This window comes from Streptomyces sp. TN58 (genome assembly GCF_001941845.1).
Lineage (GTDB): Bacteria > Actinomycetota > Actinomycetes > Streptomycetales > Streptomycetaceae > Streptomyces.
On the sequence record NZ_CP018870.1, the window covers coordinates 2,470,533 to 2,486,300 of the forward strand.

A 15,768-nucleotide genomic window follows, 5' to 3' on the forward strand; every position below is an offset into this window, starting at 1 on the left:
CCCTCCGGGGCCCGCTCCCCCGGAAGTCGACTAGAACGGCCGGAATTCGTCGTACTCGCGCTGCGCGGAGTCGCCGCGCTTGGCTTCCTTCTCCTTGCGGCGCTGGGTGGCCGGACGCGGGGCCTCCATGCGGTGGTCCTCGCCGCGGCGGCCCAGCATCTCGGCGCCGGCCATCATGGTCGGCTCCCAGTCGAAGACGACCGCGTTCTCGTCCGAGCCGATGGCGACGCCGTCGCCGGCGCGGGCGCCGGCCTTCTTCAGGGCGTCCTCGACACCGAGGCGGTTGAGCCGGTCGGCCAGGTAGCCGACGGCCTCGTCGTTGTTGAAGTCGGTCTGGCGGACCCAGCGTTCCGGCTTCTCGCCGCGCACCACGTACACGTCCTCGGCCTCGTCGTAGGCGACGGTGAAGCCGGCGTCGTCCACGGCCTTCGGGCGGATGACGATACGGGTCGCCTCCTGCTTCGGCTTGCGGGCGCGGGCCTTGGCGATGACCTCGGCGAGGAAGTAGGAGAGCTCCTTCAGACCCGTACGGGCGACCGCGGAGACCTCGAAGACCTTGTAGCCGCGGGCTTCCAGGTCGGGGCGCACCATGTCGGCGAGCTCCTGGCCGTCGGGGATGTCGACCTTGTTCAGGACGACGAGGCGCGGGCGCTTCTCCAGGCCGCCGCCGTAGAGCTTGAGCTCCTCCTCGATGACGTCGAGGTCGGCGATCGGGTCGCGGTCGGACTCCAGGGTGGCCGTGTCCAGGACGTGGACGAGGACCGAGCAGCGCTCGACGTGGCGCAGGAACTCCAGGCCCAGGCCGCGGCCCTGGCTGGCGCCGGGGATCAGGCCGGGGACGTCGGCGATCGTGTAGACGGTCGAGCCGGCGGTGACGACGCCCAGGTTCGGGACGAGGGTGGTGAAGGGGTAGTCCGCGATCTTCGGCTTGGCGGAGGAGAGCACCGAGATCAGCGAGGACTTGCCGGCGCTGGGGAAGCCGACCAGCGCCACGTCGGCGACGGTCTTGAGCTCCAGGACGATGTCGCCGGTGGTGCCGGGGACGCCGAGGAGCGCGAAGCCGGGCGCCTTGCGGCGGGCGGAGGCCAGCGCGGCGTTGCCGAGGCCGCCGCGGCCGCCCTCGGCGGCCACGTAGGTGGTGCCCTGGCCGACGAGGTCGGCGAGGACGTTGCCCTGCTTGTCGAGGACGACGGTGCCGTCCGGCACCGGCAGGATCAGGTCCTGGCCGTCCTTGCCGGAGCGGTTGCCGCCCTCGCCGGGCTTGCCGTTGGTGGCCTTGCGGTGGGGGCTGTGGTGGTAGTCCAGCAGGGTGGTCACCGCCTGCTCCACCACCAGGATGACGTCGCCGCCACGACCGCCGTTGCCGCCGTCGGGGCCGCCGAGCGGCTTGAACTTCTCCCGGTGAACGGAGGCGCAGCCGTGGCCTCCGTTACCCGCGGCGACATGCAGCTCGACGCGGTCCACGAAGGTGGTCATGGTTGTTCCTCCAGATACAGCGGGATAGTCCGGAAAGTCCGGTGGCAGGCCTTGCTGCCCATTAAACGTGTCTATGTGACAACGCGCCGAGGGCGGACCTCTCTTCCCGGCCTGAGCCGGGAAGAGCTGAGATCCGCCCTCGGGAAGTTACGAACGCTCGATCAGCCGGAGCTGGATCAGGCGGCCGGAACGATGTTGACGACCTTGCGGCCACGGTGCGTGCCGAACTGCACGGCACCGGCCTGCAGCGCGAACAGCGTGTCGTCGCCACCACGACCGACACCCGAGCCCGGGTGGAAGTGGGTGCCGCGCTGGCGGACGAGGATCTCGCCGGCGGAGACGACCTGACCGCCGAAGCGCTTCACGCCGAGCCGCTGGGCATTGGAGTCGCGCCCGTTCCGGGTGGACGATGCGCCCTTCTTGTGTGCCATGTCTCAGTCCCTCTTACTTCGCAGCCGCGGGGATACCGGTGACCTTGATCGCCGTGTACTGCTGACGGTGACCCTGGCGACGGCGGTAGCCGGTCTTGTTCTTGTAGCGCAGGATGTCGATCTTGGCGCCCTTGTGGTGGTCCACGACCTCGGCCGTGACCTTGATACCGGCCAGGACCCACGGGTCGCTGGTCACGGCGTCGCCGTCGACAACGAGCAGGGTCGAGAGCTCGACCGTGTCGCCAACCTTGGCAGTGGAAATCTTGTCAACCTCAACGATGTCGCCGACAGCAACCTTGTGCTGGCGACCACCGCTGCGCACGATGGCGTACACGCGGATCTCTCTCTCACTCGGGACGGATGCTCCTGAAGCCAGCCGCTCAGGCGGGCCGGGGCCCACGCTGATCCGGAATGGACGAGCGGCCTCTCCCGTACAGCGCTTGCGCGCGGGAAACGGGAGGAAGGTGCTCAGGAGCGCGACGCGCGCTGGACGGATTCGTACAGGACACGCCGACGGTCTAGGTTACGGGGCCGGTTCCGGAGGGTCAAACCGGGCCCCCGCACGGCCGTGGGCCCCGCCGAGCGGCGGGGCCCACGGCCACGTGGCGGATCAGGCCTCGGTCGGAGCCGAGACGGACGGGGCAGCCTGCTGCTCCGCCGCCGCGGTCTTCTTCGTCGCCCGCTTCGCTGCGGTCTTCTTGGTCGTGGCCGCCTTCTTGGCCACGGTCTTCTTGGCGGCCGCCGCCTTCTTGGCCGGGGCCTTCTTCGCCGCGGTCGCCTTCTTGGCCGGAGCCTTGCGGGCGGCCTTCTTGGCCGGTGCGGGCTCCTCCGCCGCCGCCTCGGCCTCCTCCGCCGACGGGGCGGGCTCGGCCGGAGCGGCGGGCTCGGTCACCGGGGCCTCGACGACCACCACGGCGGCCTCCGCCGCGCCCGCCGGGGAACCGGCGGGTGCGGTGGCCTTGCGGGTGGCCCGACGGCGCGGACGCGCCGGCGCGGCCTGCGCCACCGGGGCCTCCTCGGCCGCGACGGCCGGCTCCGGCTCGACGACGGGCTCGGGCTCCGGAACGACGACCGGCTCGGGGGCCGCAGCCGGCTCCGGCTCCGCTGCCACCACCGTCTCCGGGGCGGACTCGGCGGCGGCCGTCGGCGCGGTCGCCTTACGGGTCGCACGGCGACGGGTACGGCCCTTCGGCGCGGCCTCCTCCACCGGGGCGACCGGGGTGGCCTCGATCGACTCCGCGGCCTCCACGGCCTCGGCGACGACCTCGGCGACCGGCTCCAGCACCGTGTCGGCCGGCTCGGTCACCGGCTCGGCGACGACCTCGGCCACGGGGGCAGGTGCCGGGGCCGGGGCGGCCTCACGGCGCGGGGCACCCGCCGGAGCGGTCGCCTTGCGCGTGGCACGGCGCCGGTTGCGGCGCCCGCTCAGACCCGCCGCGGCCTCCGCCTCGGCCGCGGAGCCGTACAGCTCCTCGCCCGCGGCGAACTCCGGCTCGGGCAGCGCCTTCGGCGCCGCGACCTCCGCGGCGACCTCCGCCTCGGTCTCGAAGTCCTCGACCTCCGGGCCCCCGACGGTCTCGACGGGCTCGACGGTCTCGACCTCGTGGTCGTGCTGGTCGAACTCGGTGCGGCCGCCACGGCGCTTCGAGCGCTTGCCGTTGCCACCGCCGCCGATCGCGGCCGGCGTCTCCATGTGGACGATGACACCGCGGCCGTTGCAGTGGACGCAGGTCTCGGAGAAGGACTCCAGCAGACCCTGGCCGACCCGCTTGCGGGTCATCTGGACCAGGCCCAGCGAGGTCACCTCGGCGACCTGGTGCTTCGTACGGTCACGGCCCAGGCACTCCAGCATGCGCCGCAGGACCAGGTCGCGGTTGGACTCCAGGACCATGTCGATGAAGTCGATGACGACGATGCCGCCGAGGTCGCGCAGCCGCAGCTGGCGCACGATCTCCTCGGCCGCCTCCAGGTTGTTCCTGGTGACGGTCTCCTCAAGGTTGCCGCCCTGACCGGTGAACTTGCCGGTGTTGACGTCGATGACGATCATCGCCTCGGTCTTGTCGATCACAAGCGAGCCGCCCGAGGGCAGCCACACCTTGCGGTCGAGCGCCTTGGCGAGCTGCTCGTCGATCCGGTACGTCGCGAAGACGTCGACCTCGGAGGTCCAGCGCTGGAGCCGGTCGGCCAGGTCCGGGGCCACGTGCGAGACGTAGCCGTGGATGGTCTCCCAGGCACCGTCGCCGCTGACGATGACCTTCGAGAAGTCCTCGTTGAAGATGTCGCGCACGACGCGGACCGTCATGTCCGGCTCGCCGTACAGCAGGGACGGCGAAGACGTCGTGATCTGCTTCGACTTCTTCTGGATGTCCTCCCACTGGGCCTGCAGACGCTCGACGTCGCGGCGCAGCTCGTCCTCGCTCGCACCCTCGGCCGCGGTGCGCACGATGACGCCCGCGTCCTCGGGGACGATCTTCTTGAGGATGGTCTTCAGACGCGCGCGCTCGGTGTCGGGCAGCTTGCGGCTGATGCCGGTCATCGAGCCCTCGGGCACGTAGACCAGGTAGCGGCCGGGCAGCGAGACCTGGCTGGTCAGACGGGCACCCTTGTGGCCGATCGGGTCCTTGGTGACCTGCACCAGGACCGACTGGCCCGACTTGAGGGCGGACTCGATGCGGCGCGGCCCGTTGGCCATGCCGAGCGCCTCGAAGTTGACCTCACCGGCGTACAGGACGGCGTTGCGGCCCTTGCCGATGTCGATGAACGCGGCCTCCATCGACGGCAGCACGTTCTGGACCTTGCCCAGGTAGACGTTGCCGACGTACGAGGTGGCCTCTTCCTTGTTGACGTAGTGCTCGACGAGCACGTTGTCCTCAAGGACGCCGATCTGGGTGCGCTCGCCGGACTGGCGGACGACCATCACGCGCTCGACGGCCTCACGGCGGGCCAGGAACTCGGCCTCGGTGATGATCGGGACGCGGCGGCGGCCCTGCTCGCGGCCCTCGCGGCGGCGCTGCTTCTTCGCCTCCAGACGGGTCGAGCCCTTGATGGACTGGACCTCGTCGGACGGCTCGGCCTTCTCGCGGGCCGGGCGCGGCTCGCGGACCTTGACGACGGTGCGCACACCGTCCTCGTCACCCGCTTCGGCGGCCTCGGCACCGGTGTCACCGCTGCGACGGCGGCGACGGCGGCGACGGCGGCTGGAGGTGGAGCCGAGGGCTTCCTCGCTCTCCTCGTCCTCTTCCTCCTCCGTCTCCCGCTCGGCGGCCGCCTCGGGCTCGGTCTCCTCCTCGGCGGACTCGTCGAGGTCGGCGGCCTCACCGCGACGGCGGCGACGGCCACCGCGGCGGCGGCGGCGCGAGGGGCGCTCGCCCGACTCGTCGCCCTCCTCGAAGTCGGCGGACTCGGCGGACTCGGCGGACTCGTCGTCGAGGTCGGCGGCCTCGGCCTCCGGCTCCTCCTCGGCGAGCACCTCGGGCAGCGAGACCGGCGCGGACTCGGCGGCGCCACGGCCGCGGCGACGGCGGCGGCCGGCAGGCTGCGCGGGCTCGACCGGGGCGGCGGCCTCGGTCTCCTCTTCCTCCTCCGCCTCCTCGGCCTCGCGCGCGGCGGCGGCCGCGGCAGCCATGGCAGCGGTCTCGGGAGTCTGGAACATCGGCTCGGTGAACACCGGCGCCTGGAAGACGGCCACGGCGGGACGCACCGCGCGGCGGGCCCGCGCCGGCGCGGCGGGCGCCTCGGCGGCCTCGGCCCCGGACTCGGCAGCCGGCTGCTGCGCGGCGGGAGCGGGAGCGGTCGTGGACCGGGTGGCGCGGCGGCGGCCGCGCTTCGGGGCGTCCACGGCGTCGGCGACGGTCACGGCACGGGCGGCGGCCTTGGGCGCCTCCTCCGCGGCGGCGGGGGCGGTCTCGGCGGCGGCCTCGGCGGCAGGGGCCTCTACGGCCGGGGCGGCCGGGGCGGCGACGGCGCGGGTGGCGCGACGACGGGCACGCGGCGCCGGAGCAGCCGGGGCCTCCTCGACAGCCGCAGCGGCGGCCTCGGCGGCGGCCGGAGCCTCCGCAACCGGAACCTCGGCGGCCTCAGCGGCCGGGGCAGCGACAGCACGCGTGGCGCGACGACGGGCACGCGGCGCCGGAGCGGCCGGGGCCTCCTCGACAGCCGGAGCGGCGGCCTCGGCGGCGGCCGGAGCCTCCGCAACCGGAACCTCGGCAGCCTCGGCAGCCGGAGCGGCCACAGCACGCGTCGCACGGCGACGGGTACGCGGCGCCGGAGCGGCCGGGGCCTCCTCGACGGCCGGAGCGGCGGCGGCCTCGGGGGCCTGCGCCTCGGCGGCGGGCTCGACGACGACCTCGGCGGCCTGCGTCTTCGGAGCGGCCACGGCGCGGGTCGCACGGCGGCGGGGACGGGCGGGGGCGGCGGCCGGAGCGGCCTCCTCGGCGGGGGCGGGCTCCGCCACGGGGGCCACCTCAGCGGCGGCGACGCCGCCGGGCGGACCGGCCGGCCGGGAGGCGGCGCGGCGGCGCCTGCGCGGAGGCAGGTTGTCGCTGGGGCTGCCGCTGTCGGCGCCGGCGGGGGTGGTGTCGTTTTCGTTGTTGGGCATTGCGGGCGGTTCTCCCGTCACGCTCCCGGGCGCCGCGGCTGACTTCCGGTCCGGCACGGCTCCGCGCGATGACGCGGAGCCGGCCTCCGGGGCGCGTTCGCCACACGGGAGCTGTAGTCCATGGCCGCCGGTTCCGTACGTGTTGGTCCGTACGGCCTGGCGGAAGTCTTCAGGTCTGTACGCGGCCCGACCCAGGTGGCTCCCGAGTGCCAGGGCTGCGCGACGACGACGATCCCTACGCGGCGGGACCTTCCGGCGCCTTCGCGTCGGCGGTCACGGCGACCGTGGGTGGGGCGGCCGTGTCTGCCTCGCGGTCGGGCGCGAGCGGGTCGGTCACCGTGCCGGACTCCTCGTCGAAGAGCCCCTGCGCCAGCCTGGTCACCGCAGAGGGGACCGGCGGCGCCAGGTCGGCCACAGCTCGGAGACCGGACAGGACGTCGTCGGGTCGCACGGCAGGTGTCAGATGCCGAACAACCAGCCGCAGTATCGCACAGGCATTGTCCAGCGGCCTATCAGCCGCCGGGGGAAGCGCTTCGAGGCTGACGACCGCACCGCGGGTGTCGAAGGTGCGGATGCCGTTCTTGGTCTTGCGCTGCACCTCGACGGTCTCGGCGGCGAGGAACACCTCCACCGCCCGTTCGGCCTCGGCGAGCTCGACACCGTCCAGGCGCAGCTCCCACACGGAGGCAGTCAGCCGGTCCGCGAGGCCGGAGGTGCGGGCCTCGACGGCGTCGACGATGTCGAGGCCGGTGGGCATCGACTCGTCGAGCAGCTTGCGCAGGGTCTCGGGGTCGCGGGGCGCCGCGAGTCCGATCTCCAGGTACTCGGCCTCGCTGCCGGTCCCGGTCGGGGCGGCGTTCGCGTAGCTGACGCGCGGGTGCGGGGTGAAGCCCGCCGAGTACGCCATCGGCACCTCGGCACGGCGCAGGGCCCGCTCGAAGGCGCGCTGGAAGTCTCGGTGGCTGGTGAACCGGAGGCGGCCGCGCTTGGTGTAGCGCAGTCGGATGCGCTGCACCACCGGTGCGGGAGGCGGGCCTTCGGGCTGTCGCTTGCCCAGGGGTTCTTCTCCTTGTGCGGGGCTCCGCGGCTCGCGCTTCGCCCATGAGGTCTGTCGACCCGCTCCGGCTCACCCCTGCCGTCGGGGCAGGGAGATCTCGTCTGCGGGTGCCGCGTCGGCGGCTGTCGTACTACCCAGAGTACGCGCCCGTGACCTCGCCGGTTCCACGGGAGGAGTACCGAAGAGCGCCCGGCGCACGGTGGCCCGCGCCTCGCGGACGGCTGCGCGGCCGGTGCGCCAGACCTCGCGCACGGCGTGTCCGACGGGGGTGAGGACATGCCGGTACACCCGGGAGGCGGGCCACCCGACGAGGACCCAGGCGACCCGTTTGAGCCCGCGCCACAGGGCGGCGGTGATCCGCCCGGCCACGTGCCAGGCCCAGAGCAGGACCTGCCCGACCGGGGTGAGCACGTACCGGTACAGGGCGGCGGCCAGCCAGGCGAGCCCCAGCCCGGCGGGCTTGAGCAGATACCGGTACAGGGCGACCACGAGCCATACGAGGCCGAGCCCGACGGGCCGCACCAGGTACCGGAACACCGCGGCCGCCAGCCATGCGAGGCCGTGCCCGACGGGGGTGAGCACGTACCGGTACGCCGCCGCGGCCAGCCATGCGATCCCGCGGCCGACGGGCGCGAGCACGTACCGCCACAGCGCGACCCACGGCCACACGAACAGCGCCATGGCGAGGACCCAACCGATCCAGGTCACGCCTTTGGCGAGGGGCGCGAGCAGGTACCGCATGCCGCCGCGGCCGATCCAGGCCAGCGCCTCCCCGACCGGACGCAGCAGGTAGGCGGTCAGGAACCGCCCGGCCGGCGCCAGCACCTGGTCGTACAGCCCCCGCCCCAGCCACGCCAGCCCCTGCCCGACCGGAACGAGCACATACCGCCACAGCCCGGTCCACGGCCAGACGAAGACCAGCTTGAGCAGGGTTGCCAGCAGCCATCCCAGCGCACGCAGCAGCGGCTCGACGACATGGGCGTACAGCGGCCCGAGCACGTGCCGGTGCACGGCCCGGCCGGCGGCGACGAGCAGTTCCCACACCACTCGTACGGGCAGTACGACGAGTACGGCGACGATCTTCACGGGGATCCGGACGACGCCCACCAGGCACCCGTCACCGCCGCCCGCGGGAGGCCGTTTCTCCAAGTCCATGCAGGGGAGGACACGCCGGAGGCCCCCACCCGTTGCGGGCGGGGGCCTCTCGTGACCCAAGGGTTACGTGACCGGCTGACCGGCTACTTCACAACCGACAGCGGCAGCAGCTTCTTGCCCGTCGGGCCGATCTGGATGTCCAGGCCGAGCTGCGGACAGACGCCGCAGTCGAAGCAGGGGGTCCAGCGGCAGTCGTCGACCTCGGTCTCGTCGAGGGCGTCCTGCCAGTCCTCCCAGAGCCAGTCCTTGTCGAGACCGGAGTCCAGGTGGTCCCAGGGCAGGACCTCCTCGTAGGTGCGCTCGCGCGTGGTGTACCAGGCCACGTCGACGCCGTAGGCGGGCAGCGTCTTCTCCGCGGCCTGCATCCAGCGGTCGTAGCTGAAGTGCTCGCGCCAGCCGTCGAAGCGGCCGCCCGACTCGTAGACGGCGCGGATGACGTCGCCGATGCGGCGGTCGCCGCGGGAGAGGAGGCCCTCGACGATGCCCGGCTTGCCGTCGTGGTAGCGGAAGCCGATGGAGCGGCCGTACTTCTTGTCGCCGCGGATCTTGTCGCGGAGCTTGCCCAGGCGGGCGTCCGTCTCCTCGGCCGACAGCTGCGGCGCCCACTGGAAGGGGGTGTGCGGCTTGGGTACGAAGCCGCCGATGGAGACGGTGCAGCGGATGTCGTTCTGGCCGGAGACCTCGCGGCCCTTGGCGATGACGTTGACGGCCATGTCGCCGATCTGGAGCACGTCCTCGTCGGTCTCGGTGGGCAGGCCGCACATGAAGTACAGCTTCACCTGGCGCCAGCCGTTGCCGTAGGCGGTGGCGACGGTGCGGATCAGGTCCTCCTCCGAGACCATCTTGTTGATGACCTTGCGCATGCGCTCGGAGCCGCCCTCGGGGGCGAAGGTGAGGCCGGAGCGGCGCCCGTTGCGGGTCAGCTCGTTGGCCAGGTCCACGTTGAAGGCGTCCACGCGGGTCGACGGGAGGGACAGGCCCACCTTGTCGTCCGAGTAGCGGTCGGCGAGGCCCTTGGCGATGTCGGCGATCTCGGTGTGGTCCGCCGAGGAGAGGGAGAGCAGGCCGACCTCTTCGAAGCCCGTGGCCTTGAGGCCCTTCTCCACCATCTCGCCGATGCCGGTGATGCTTCGCTCCCGCACGGGGCGCGTGATCATGCCGGCCTGGCAGAAACGGCAGCCGCGGGTGCAGCCGCGGAAGATCTCCACGGACATGCGCTCGTGGACGGTCTCGGCGAGCGGGACCAGGGGCTGCTTGGGGTAGGGCCACTCGTCGAGGTCCATGACGGTGTGCTTGGACACGCGCCACGGCACGCCGGAGCGGTTGGGGACGACGCGGCCGATGCGGCCGTCCGGGAGGTACTCGACGTCGTAGAAGCCCGGCACGTAGACGTTGCCCGTCTTGGCGAGGCGCAGCAGGATCTCCTCGCGCCCGCCCGGCCTGCCCTCGGCCTTCCAGGTGCGGATGATCTCGGTCATGTCGAGGACGGCCTGCTCGCCGTCGCCGATGACGGCGCAGTCGATGAACTCCGCGATCGGCTCGGGGTTGAAGGCCGCGTGGCCGCCGGCGAGGACGATCGGGTGGTCGACGGTGCGGTTCCTGGCCTCCAGCGGGATGCCGGCGAGGTCCAGTGCCGTGAGCATGTTGGTGTAGCCCAGCTCCGTGGAGAAGGAGAGGCCGAACACGTCGAAGGCGGAGACCGGGCGGTGGCTGTCCACGGTGAACTGCGGCACGTTGTGCTCGCGCATCAGCTCTTCGAGGTCGGGCCACACGCTGTAGGTGCGCTCGGCGAGGACGCCCTCGCGCTCGTTGAGTACCTCGTAGAGGATCATGACGCCCTGGTTGGGCAACCCGACTTCGTATGCGTCCGGGTACATGAGGGCCCAGCGGACGTCGCAGCTCTCCCACGGCTTGACCGTGGAGTTGAGTTCACCGCCGACGTACTGGATGGGCTTCTGCACGTGCGGAAGCAGGGCCTCAAGCTGAGGGAAGACCGACTCGGTCATCACGCGACTTTCGTGAAGCGGGCAGGGGGCAGCTATCTAGCGTACCCCGATGGCTCAGCCGTCCCCACCGCATGATCACTTCAGGGCCGTCCGCAGGGTGGGGGCCGAGGCCTTCGCCCATACGGCGGGCAGTTCCCGCTCGCGGCGCTCGGCCAGGGCCTCCTCGCGTCCGTAGAGCAGGCCCCAGGTGAAGGCCGGCTCCCCCGCGTCGGTGGCCTGGTCGGCGAGGCCGCGCAGGGCGTCGCGTGCCACCACGCTGTCCTGGTGGTCGCCGAGCAGGCTCTGGACCTTCTTCACGGCCTTGGCCAGGCGTTTCGCCGGTTTGCCGAGCGCGGGCACGGCCGACTCGGCGGCGTAGCGGACGCGTTTGGCCGCCTTGCGGGCCTCGTGGAGGGCCACGTCGCGTTCCCGGCCCTCGTCGAGGGCGAGGGCGCTGTCGATGCGGGCGGCGAGGCGGGCGTAGTCGCGGAGCACCGCCTTGCGGAGGGTCTTGCGGGGGGAGCGTGCGGCGCCGTCGAGCAGCGGAGGCGCGTCGAGCGTGGCGTCGAGGGTGTTCAGCAGGCTGATGTAGCGGTCGCTGTCGAGTGCGTCCAGGGCCCTGCGGCGCGATGCGGAGCGCCGGGCGGTGTTCCAGGTGCGCAGGCGTTCGCGGACCGGTCCGGTGAGGAGGGTGGGGGGCAGTTCGGTGAGGTGGGCCTGGAGCCGTTCGGCCAGGACTTCCTGGTCGCGGTCGACGCCGAGTTCGGCGGCCAGCCAGCGCAGTTCGTCGCCGACGGGGTCGGTGGCCTCGCGGTCGAGGACCTTGCGGTAGGTCTTGAGGGCGCTGCGCAGGCGGCGGGTGGCGACCCGCATCTGGTGGACGGAGTCGGGCAGGTCGCGGCGTACGGCGGGGTCGTGGGCGACGAGGGCGTCGCGCTGTTCGCGGAGGTACGCGAGGACGTGTGCGCCGGCGGTGTCGCCGGATCCGGGTCCGCGGCCGTCGGGCCGGGCGGGGGGCTCGGCGCCGGTCTCGGCGAGGGCTCGGGCGAGTTTGGAGGGGGCGTCGCTGACGCGGAGGCCGGCTTTGCGGAAGGTCTTCTCGACGGCGTCGAGGAGGCCGGGGTCGACGCCGTCGGCGAGTTCCACCTCGACTTCGGTCCAGGCGGCGGTGGCCTCGCCGCGTTCTGCGACGACGTCGTCGGTGCTCAGTTCCGCGAGGAGGGTTCCGTCGGCGTCGAGGAGGTGGCTGACGTGGCGCGAGGAGACCAGTCGGACCTGTGGTGTGAGTGCGGCGCCGCGGGTGCGGGAGCGGACGAGGGCGGCGAGGGCGGGCGGGACCGTGTCGCCGAGTGGGGCGCCGACCTCGTCGCGCACGCCTGGGGACACGGGCAGCTTGAGGTGCCAGCCCTCGTCCGCTCCGCCCGTTCTGCGCCGCAGGGTGAGGCCGTCGGCGGCCAGCCGCTGGTCGGGGGTGTCGTAGTAGACGGCGTCGAGCTCGACGGTGCCCTGGTCGGTGACGGCCGCGACGGCGGCCGTCCCCGTCAGGTCCGGCAGCCCTCGCCGGGCAGATGCGGCCTTGGAGAACTCGAATTTCCGCTCGATCTCGCGTGTGGTGTCCGCCATGTACCGAACCTAGTACCGAACGGGAGGTGTCTGCAGGATGAGCGGGGACATCAGGCTGACAGCGGCCGTTGGACCTTGATCGACTGGAGGAGTCCGACCGCTATCCACACGGCGAACATCGAGGAGCCTCCGTAGGAGACGAACGGCAGTGGCAGGCCGGCCACCGGCATGATGCCGAGGGTCATCCCGATGTTCTCGAAGGACTGGAAGCCGAACCAGGCGATGATGCCGCCGCAGACGATCGTGCCGTAGAGCTCGGTGGTCTCCCGGGCGATGACGCAGGCGCGCCAGAGGATGACGCCGAGCAGCACCAGGATGAGGCCCGCGCCGAGGAAGCCGAGTTCCTCGCCGGCCACGGTGAAGACGAAGTCCGTCTGCTGCTCGGGCACGAACTGGCCGGTGGTCTGCGAGCCCTTGAAGAGTCCGGAGCCGGTCAGGCCGCCGGAGCCGATGGCGATACGGGCCTGGTTGGTGTTGTAGCCGACGCCGGCGGGGTCGAGCTCGGGGTTGGCGAAGGCCGCGAAACGGTTGATCTGGTATTCGTCGAGGACGCCGAGCTGCCATATCAGGACGGCTCCGGCCACGCCGGATCCGAGGAGGCCGAAGACCCAGCGGTTGGAGGCTCCGGAGGCGAGCAGCACGCCGAGCACGATGACGACCATGACCATGACGGACCCGAGGTCGGGCATCAGCATGACGATGCCCATCGGGGCGGCGGCCAGGCAGAGCGACTTGACGACGGTGCGGTGGTCGGGGTGGGTGATGTCGCCCGCGTCCACCCTGGTGGCGAGCAGGATCGCCATCACGAGGATGATCGTGATCTTCACGAACTCGGACGGCTGGAGGGAGAATCCGCCGCCGATGACGATCCACGCGTGGGCGCCGTTGATGGTGGCGCCGAGCGGGGTCAGGACGGCGAGGATCAGCACGAGTGAGAGTCCGTAGAGGACCGGAACGGCTCCGCGCAGGGTGCGGTGGCCGAGCCAGATGGTGCCGATCATCAGGACCAGGCCGATGCCGGTGTTCAGGGCGTGCCGGGCGAGGAAGTAGTACGGGTCGCCCTGGTTCAGGGTGGTCCTGTTGCGGGTCGCCGACCAGACGAGCAGGGCGCCGAGGAAGGACAGGGCGAGGGAGGAGAGCAGGATCGGCCAGTCGAGCCGGCGCAGCACGGAGTCCCGGGCGGTGAGCTTGGCCATCGGGCCGCGCTCGGGCGCGTAGCGGGAGACGGAGAACTTGTTGGCGGTTGGCATGTCGGTATGGGGGTCCTCAGTCGTGCCGTGTCGGGGGTGGCCCGGCGAGTGCCGGCGCTTGGAGGTCCTCCGGGGACGGCGGTACGTACGGCCGGATCTCGGGGGATTCGATGGAGCCGTCGGGGTTGATCTTGGGCAGTTTCGTCTCCGGGGCCGGGAGGAGTGCGCCCTTCTGGTTCGGCTTGCCGTCCATGGTCAGACCGTAGAGGGCGTTGTAGAGGTTGCGCACGGCGGGGCCGGAGGCGCCGGAGCCGGTGCCGCCCTGGGAGATCGTCATGACGATCGTGAAGTCCTTGGTGTAGGTGGCGAGCCAGGAGGTGGTCTGCTTGCCGTAGACCTGGGCGGTGCCGGTCTTCGCGTGCATGGGGATCTTGTCCTGGGGCCAGCCGCCGAAGCGCCAGGCGGCGGTGCCGCCGGGTTCGACGACCATGCGCAGGCCCCTGTCGAGGTCGGCGACGGTCTGGGCGTTGACGGGGAGCCGGCCGTGGGACTGGGGCTTGAGGATTTCGACGTGCTTGCCGTCGGGGCTGATGACGGCCTTGCCGACGGTGGGGTTGTAGAGGGTGCCGCCGTTGCTGATGGCGGAGTAGGCGGTGGCCATCTGGATGGGGGTGACGAGGACGTCGCCCTGGCCGATGGCGAAGTTGATGCTGTCGTAGGCCTTGAGCTGGTTGCCTTCGAGGCAGCTCTCGTAGGCGATCTGTTCGACGTAGGTGCCGCCGCGCTTGCCCTGCTTGCACCAGGAGTTCTTGTTGGCTGCCCAGAAGCTCTGCTTCCACTGGCGGTCGGGGATGCGGCCCTTGACCTCGTTGGGCAGGTCGATGCCGGTCTCCGAGCCGAGTCCGAACTCGCGGGCGGTGCGGTAGAACCAGTCGTGGGCGTCCTTCTTCGGGCTGAGGCCGCCGTCGCGCTGCCATTCCTTGTGGCCGAGGGCGTAGAAGACGGTGTTGCAGGAGAACTTCAGGGCTTCGCCGAGGGTGATGGGGCCGTGGCCCTTGGACTCGAAGTTCGCGAAGCTGCGGCCGCCGAGGCTGTAGGAGCTGCTGCAGTTGTACCTGTCGTTGAACTTGTAGCCGGCCCGGACAGCGGCGCTGGCGGAGACCACCTTGAAGATGGAGCCGGCGGGGGCCATGCCCTGGATGGCCCGGTTGAGCAGCGGGTAGTTGGAGTTCTTGCTGGTGAGCTTGGCGTAGTCGGCGCCGGAGATGCCGCCGACCCAGGCGTTGGGGTCGTAGTCGGGCTGGGAGGCCATGGCGACGATGCGGCCGGTTTTGGCCTCCATGACGACGACGGCGCCGGAGTCGGCCTCGTACTTGCGGCCGGTGATGTTGTCGGTCTCGTTGCGGACGACTTTCATCGCCTGCTGGAGCTCGTACTCGGCGACCGCCTGGACGCGGGCGTCGATGCTGGTGACGAGGGTGGAGCCGGCGATTCCGGGGTCGGACCTGGTCTGGCCCATGACGCGGCCGAGGTTGTCGACCTCGTAGGAGGTGACCTGTGCCTTGCCGCGGAGCTGACGGTCGTAGGTGCGTTCGAGGCCGGAGCGGCCGACCTGGTCGGAGCGCAGGTGCGGGGAGTCGGTGTCCTTGGCCTTCTGGATCTCGTCGTCGGTGACGGGTGAGAGGTAGCCGAGCACCTGTGCGGTGCGGGCGCCGCCGGGGGCCGGGTAGCGGCGGACGGCGGTGGGTTCCGCGGTGATGCCGGGGAACTCCTCGGGGCGTTCGCGCAGCTGGAGCGCCTGCTGGGTGGTGGCTTCGAGGGTGACCGGGATGGGCTGGTAGGGGGAGCCGTTCCAGCAGGGTTTGGGGGTCTGGGAGTCGCAGAGCCGGACCTTGTCCATGACCTGCTTGGGGGTCATGTCCAGGACGTCGGCGAGGCGGGTCAGGACGCCTCTGCCCTTGTCCTTCATCTTCATCAGCGCGGTGCGGCTGGCGGAGACGACCAGGCGGGTCTCGTTGTCGGCGAGGGGGACGCCGCGGGCGTCGAGGATCGAGCCGCGTACGGCGGGCTGGACGACCCGCTGGACGTGGTTGCTCTTCGCCTCGTGGTAGTACTCCGCGCCGTTGCGGATCTGGAGGAACCAGAGCCGGCCGCCGAGGGTGATGAGCATCGAGAAGACGAGGACCTGCATGATGACGAGCCTGATCTGCACGCGGGAGGCGCGGCCGGTCTCCGGGACGTTGGTCACGTCTGC

The 15,768-nt window shown here is 71.8% G+C and carries 10 protein-coding genes; all 10 read right to left on the reverse strand.

The genetic code is table 11. The annotated features are described in order from the left end of the window. Nucleotides 1–30: 30 nt before the first annotated feature. Nucleotides 31–1,476 (reverse strand): GTPase ObgE, encoded by a 1,446-nt coding sequence (obgE, locus tag BSL84_RS11305; RefSeq protein WP_075970272.1) that lies wholly within the window; start codon nucleotides 1,474–1,476, stop codon nucleotides 31–33. Nucleotides 1,477–1,652: 176 nt separating this feature from the next. Continuing rightward, nucleotides 1,653–1,907 carry a 50S ribosomal protein L27 gene (gene rpmA, locus BSL84_RS11310; RefSeq protein ID WP_030027134.1) on the reverse strand — a complete coding sequence of 85 codons (255 nt, stop codon included), beginning with the start codon at nucleotides 1,905–1,907 and terminating at the stop codon, nucleotides 1,653–1,655. 13 nt (nucleotides 1,908–1,920) lie between these two features. After that, nucleotides 1,921–2,241 (reverse strand): 50S ribosomal protein L21, encoded by a 321-nt coding sequence (gene rplU, locus BSL84_RS11315; RefSeq protein ID WP_015033583.1) that lies wholly within the window; start codon nucleotides 2,239–2,241, stop codon nucleotides 1,921–1,923. Nucleotides 2,242–2,517: 276 nt separating this feature from the next. Next, on the reverse strand, nucleotides 2,518–6,504 hold the full coding sequence (locus BSL84_RS11320; protein ID WP_075970273.1) for an Rne/Rng family ribonuclease: 3,987 nt from the start codon (nucleotides 6,502–6,504) through the stop codon (nucleotides 2,518–2,520). A gap of 235 nt (nucleotides 6,505–6,739) precedes the next feature. Further along, entirely contained in the window at nucleotides 6,740–7,519 is a 780-nt protein-coding gene (locus BSL84_RS11325) for a TIGR03936 family radical SAM-associated protein (protein WP_030027176.1), read from the reverse strand. A 111-nt stretch (nucleotides 7,520–7,630) separates the two neighbouring features. Continuing rightward, nucleotides 7,631–8,716, reverse strand: coding sequence for a hypothetical protein (locus BSL84_RS11330; RefSeq protein ID WP_045322201.1), 1,086 nt, complete (start codon nucleotides 8,714–8,716; stop codon nucleotides 7,631–7,633). 83 nt (nucleotides 8,717–8,799) lie between these two features. Further along, entirely contained in the window at nucleotides 8,800–10,725 is a 1,926-nt protein-coding gene (locus BSL84_RS11335; protein WP_199816161.1) for a TIGR03960 family B12-binding radical SAM protein, read from the reverse strand. 72 nt (nucleotides 10,726–10,797) lie between these two features. Further along, a complete protein-coding gene (locus BSL84_RS11340; RefSeq protein ID WP_075970274.1) occupies nucleotides 10,798–12,324 on the reverse strand; it encodes a CYTH and CHAD domain-containing protein in 1,527 nt (508 codons plus the stop codon). Between the two features lie 50 nt (nucleotides 12,325–12,374). Further along, entirely contained in the window at nucleotides 12,375–13,574 is a 1,200-nt protein-coding gene (rodA, locus tag BSL84_RS11345) for a rod shape-determining protein RodA (protein WP_030027169.1), read from the reverse strand. Nucleotides 13,575–13,590: 16 nt separating this feature from the next. Then, entirely contained in the window at nucleotides 13,591–15,762 is a 2,172-nt protein-coding gene (gene mrdA, locus BSL84_RS11350; RefSeq protein ID WP_075970275.1) for a penicillin-binding protein 2, read from the reverse strand. Between the last annotated feature and the right edge of the window lie 6 nt (nucleotides 15,763–15,768).

What these genes read in the sequence shown, in the direction of transcription:
- rpmA (WP_030027134.1), bottom strand. Translation starts at nt 1,907, where the DNA reads ATGGCACACAAGAAGGGCGCATCGTCCACCCGGAACGGGCGCGACTCC.
- BSL84_RS11330 (WP_045322201.1), bottom strand. Translation starts at nt 8,716, where the DNA reads ATGGACTTGGAGAAACGGCCTCCCGCGGGCGGCGGTGACGGGTGCCTG.
- rodA (WP_030027169.1), bottom strand. Translation starts at nt 13,574, where the DNA reads ATGCCAACCGCCAACAAGTTCTCCGTCTCCCGCTACGCGCCCGAGCGC.
- obgE (WP_075970272.1), bottom strand. Translation starts at nt 1,476, where the DNA reads ATGACCACCTTCGTGGACCGCGTCGAGCTGCATGTCGCCGCGGGTAAC.
- BSL84_RS11340 (WP_075970274.1), bottom strand. Translation starts at nt 12,324, where the DNA reads ATGGCGGACACCACACGCGAGATCGAGCGGAAATTCGAGTTCTCCAAG.
- BSL84_RS11320 (WP_075970273.1), bottom strand. Translation starts at nt 6,504, where the DNA reads ATGCCCAACAACGAAAACGACACCACCCCCGCCGGCGCCGACAGCGGC.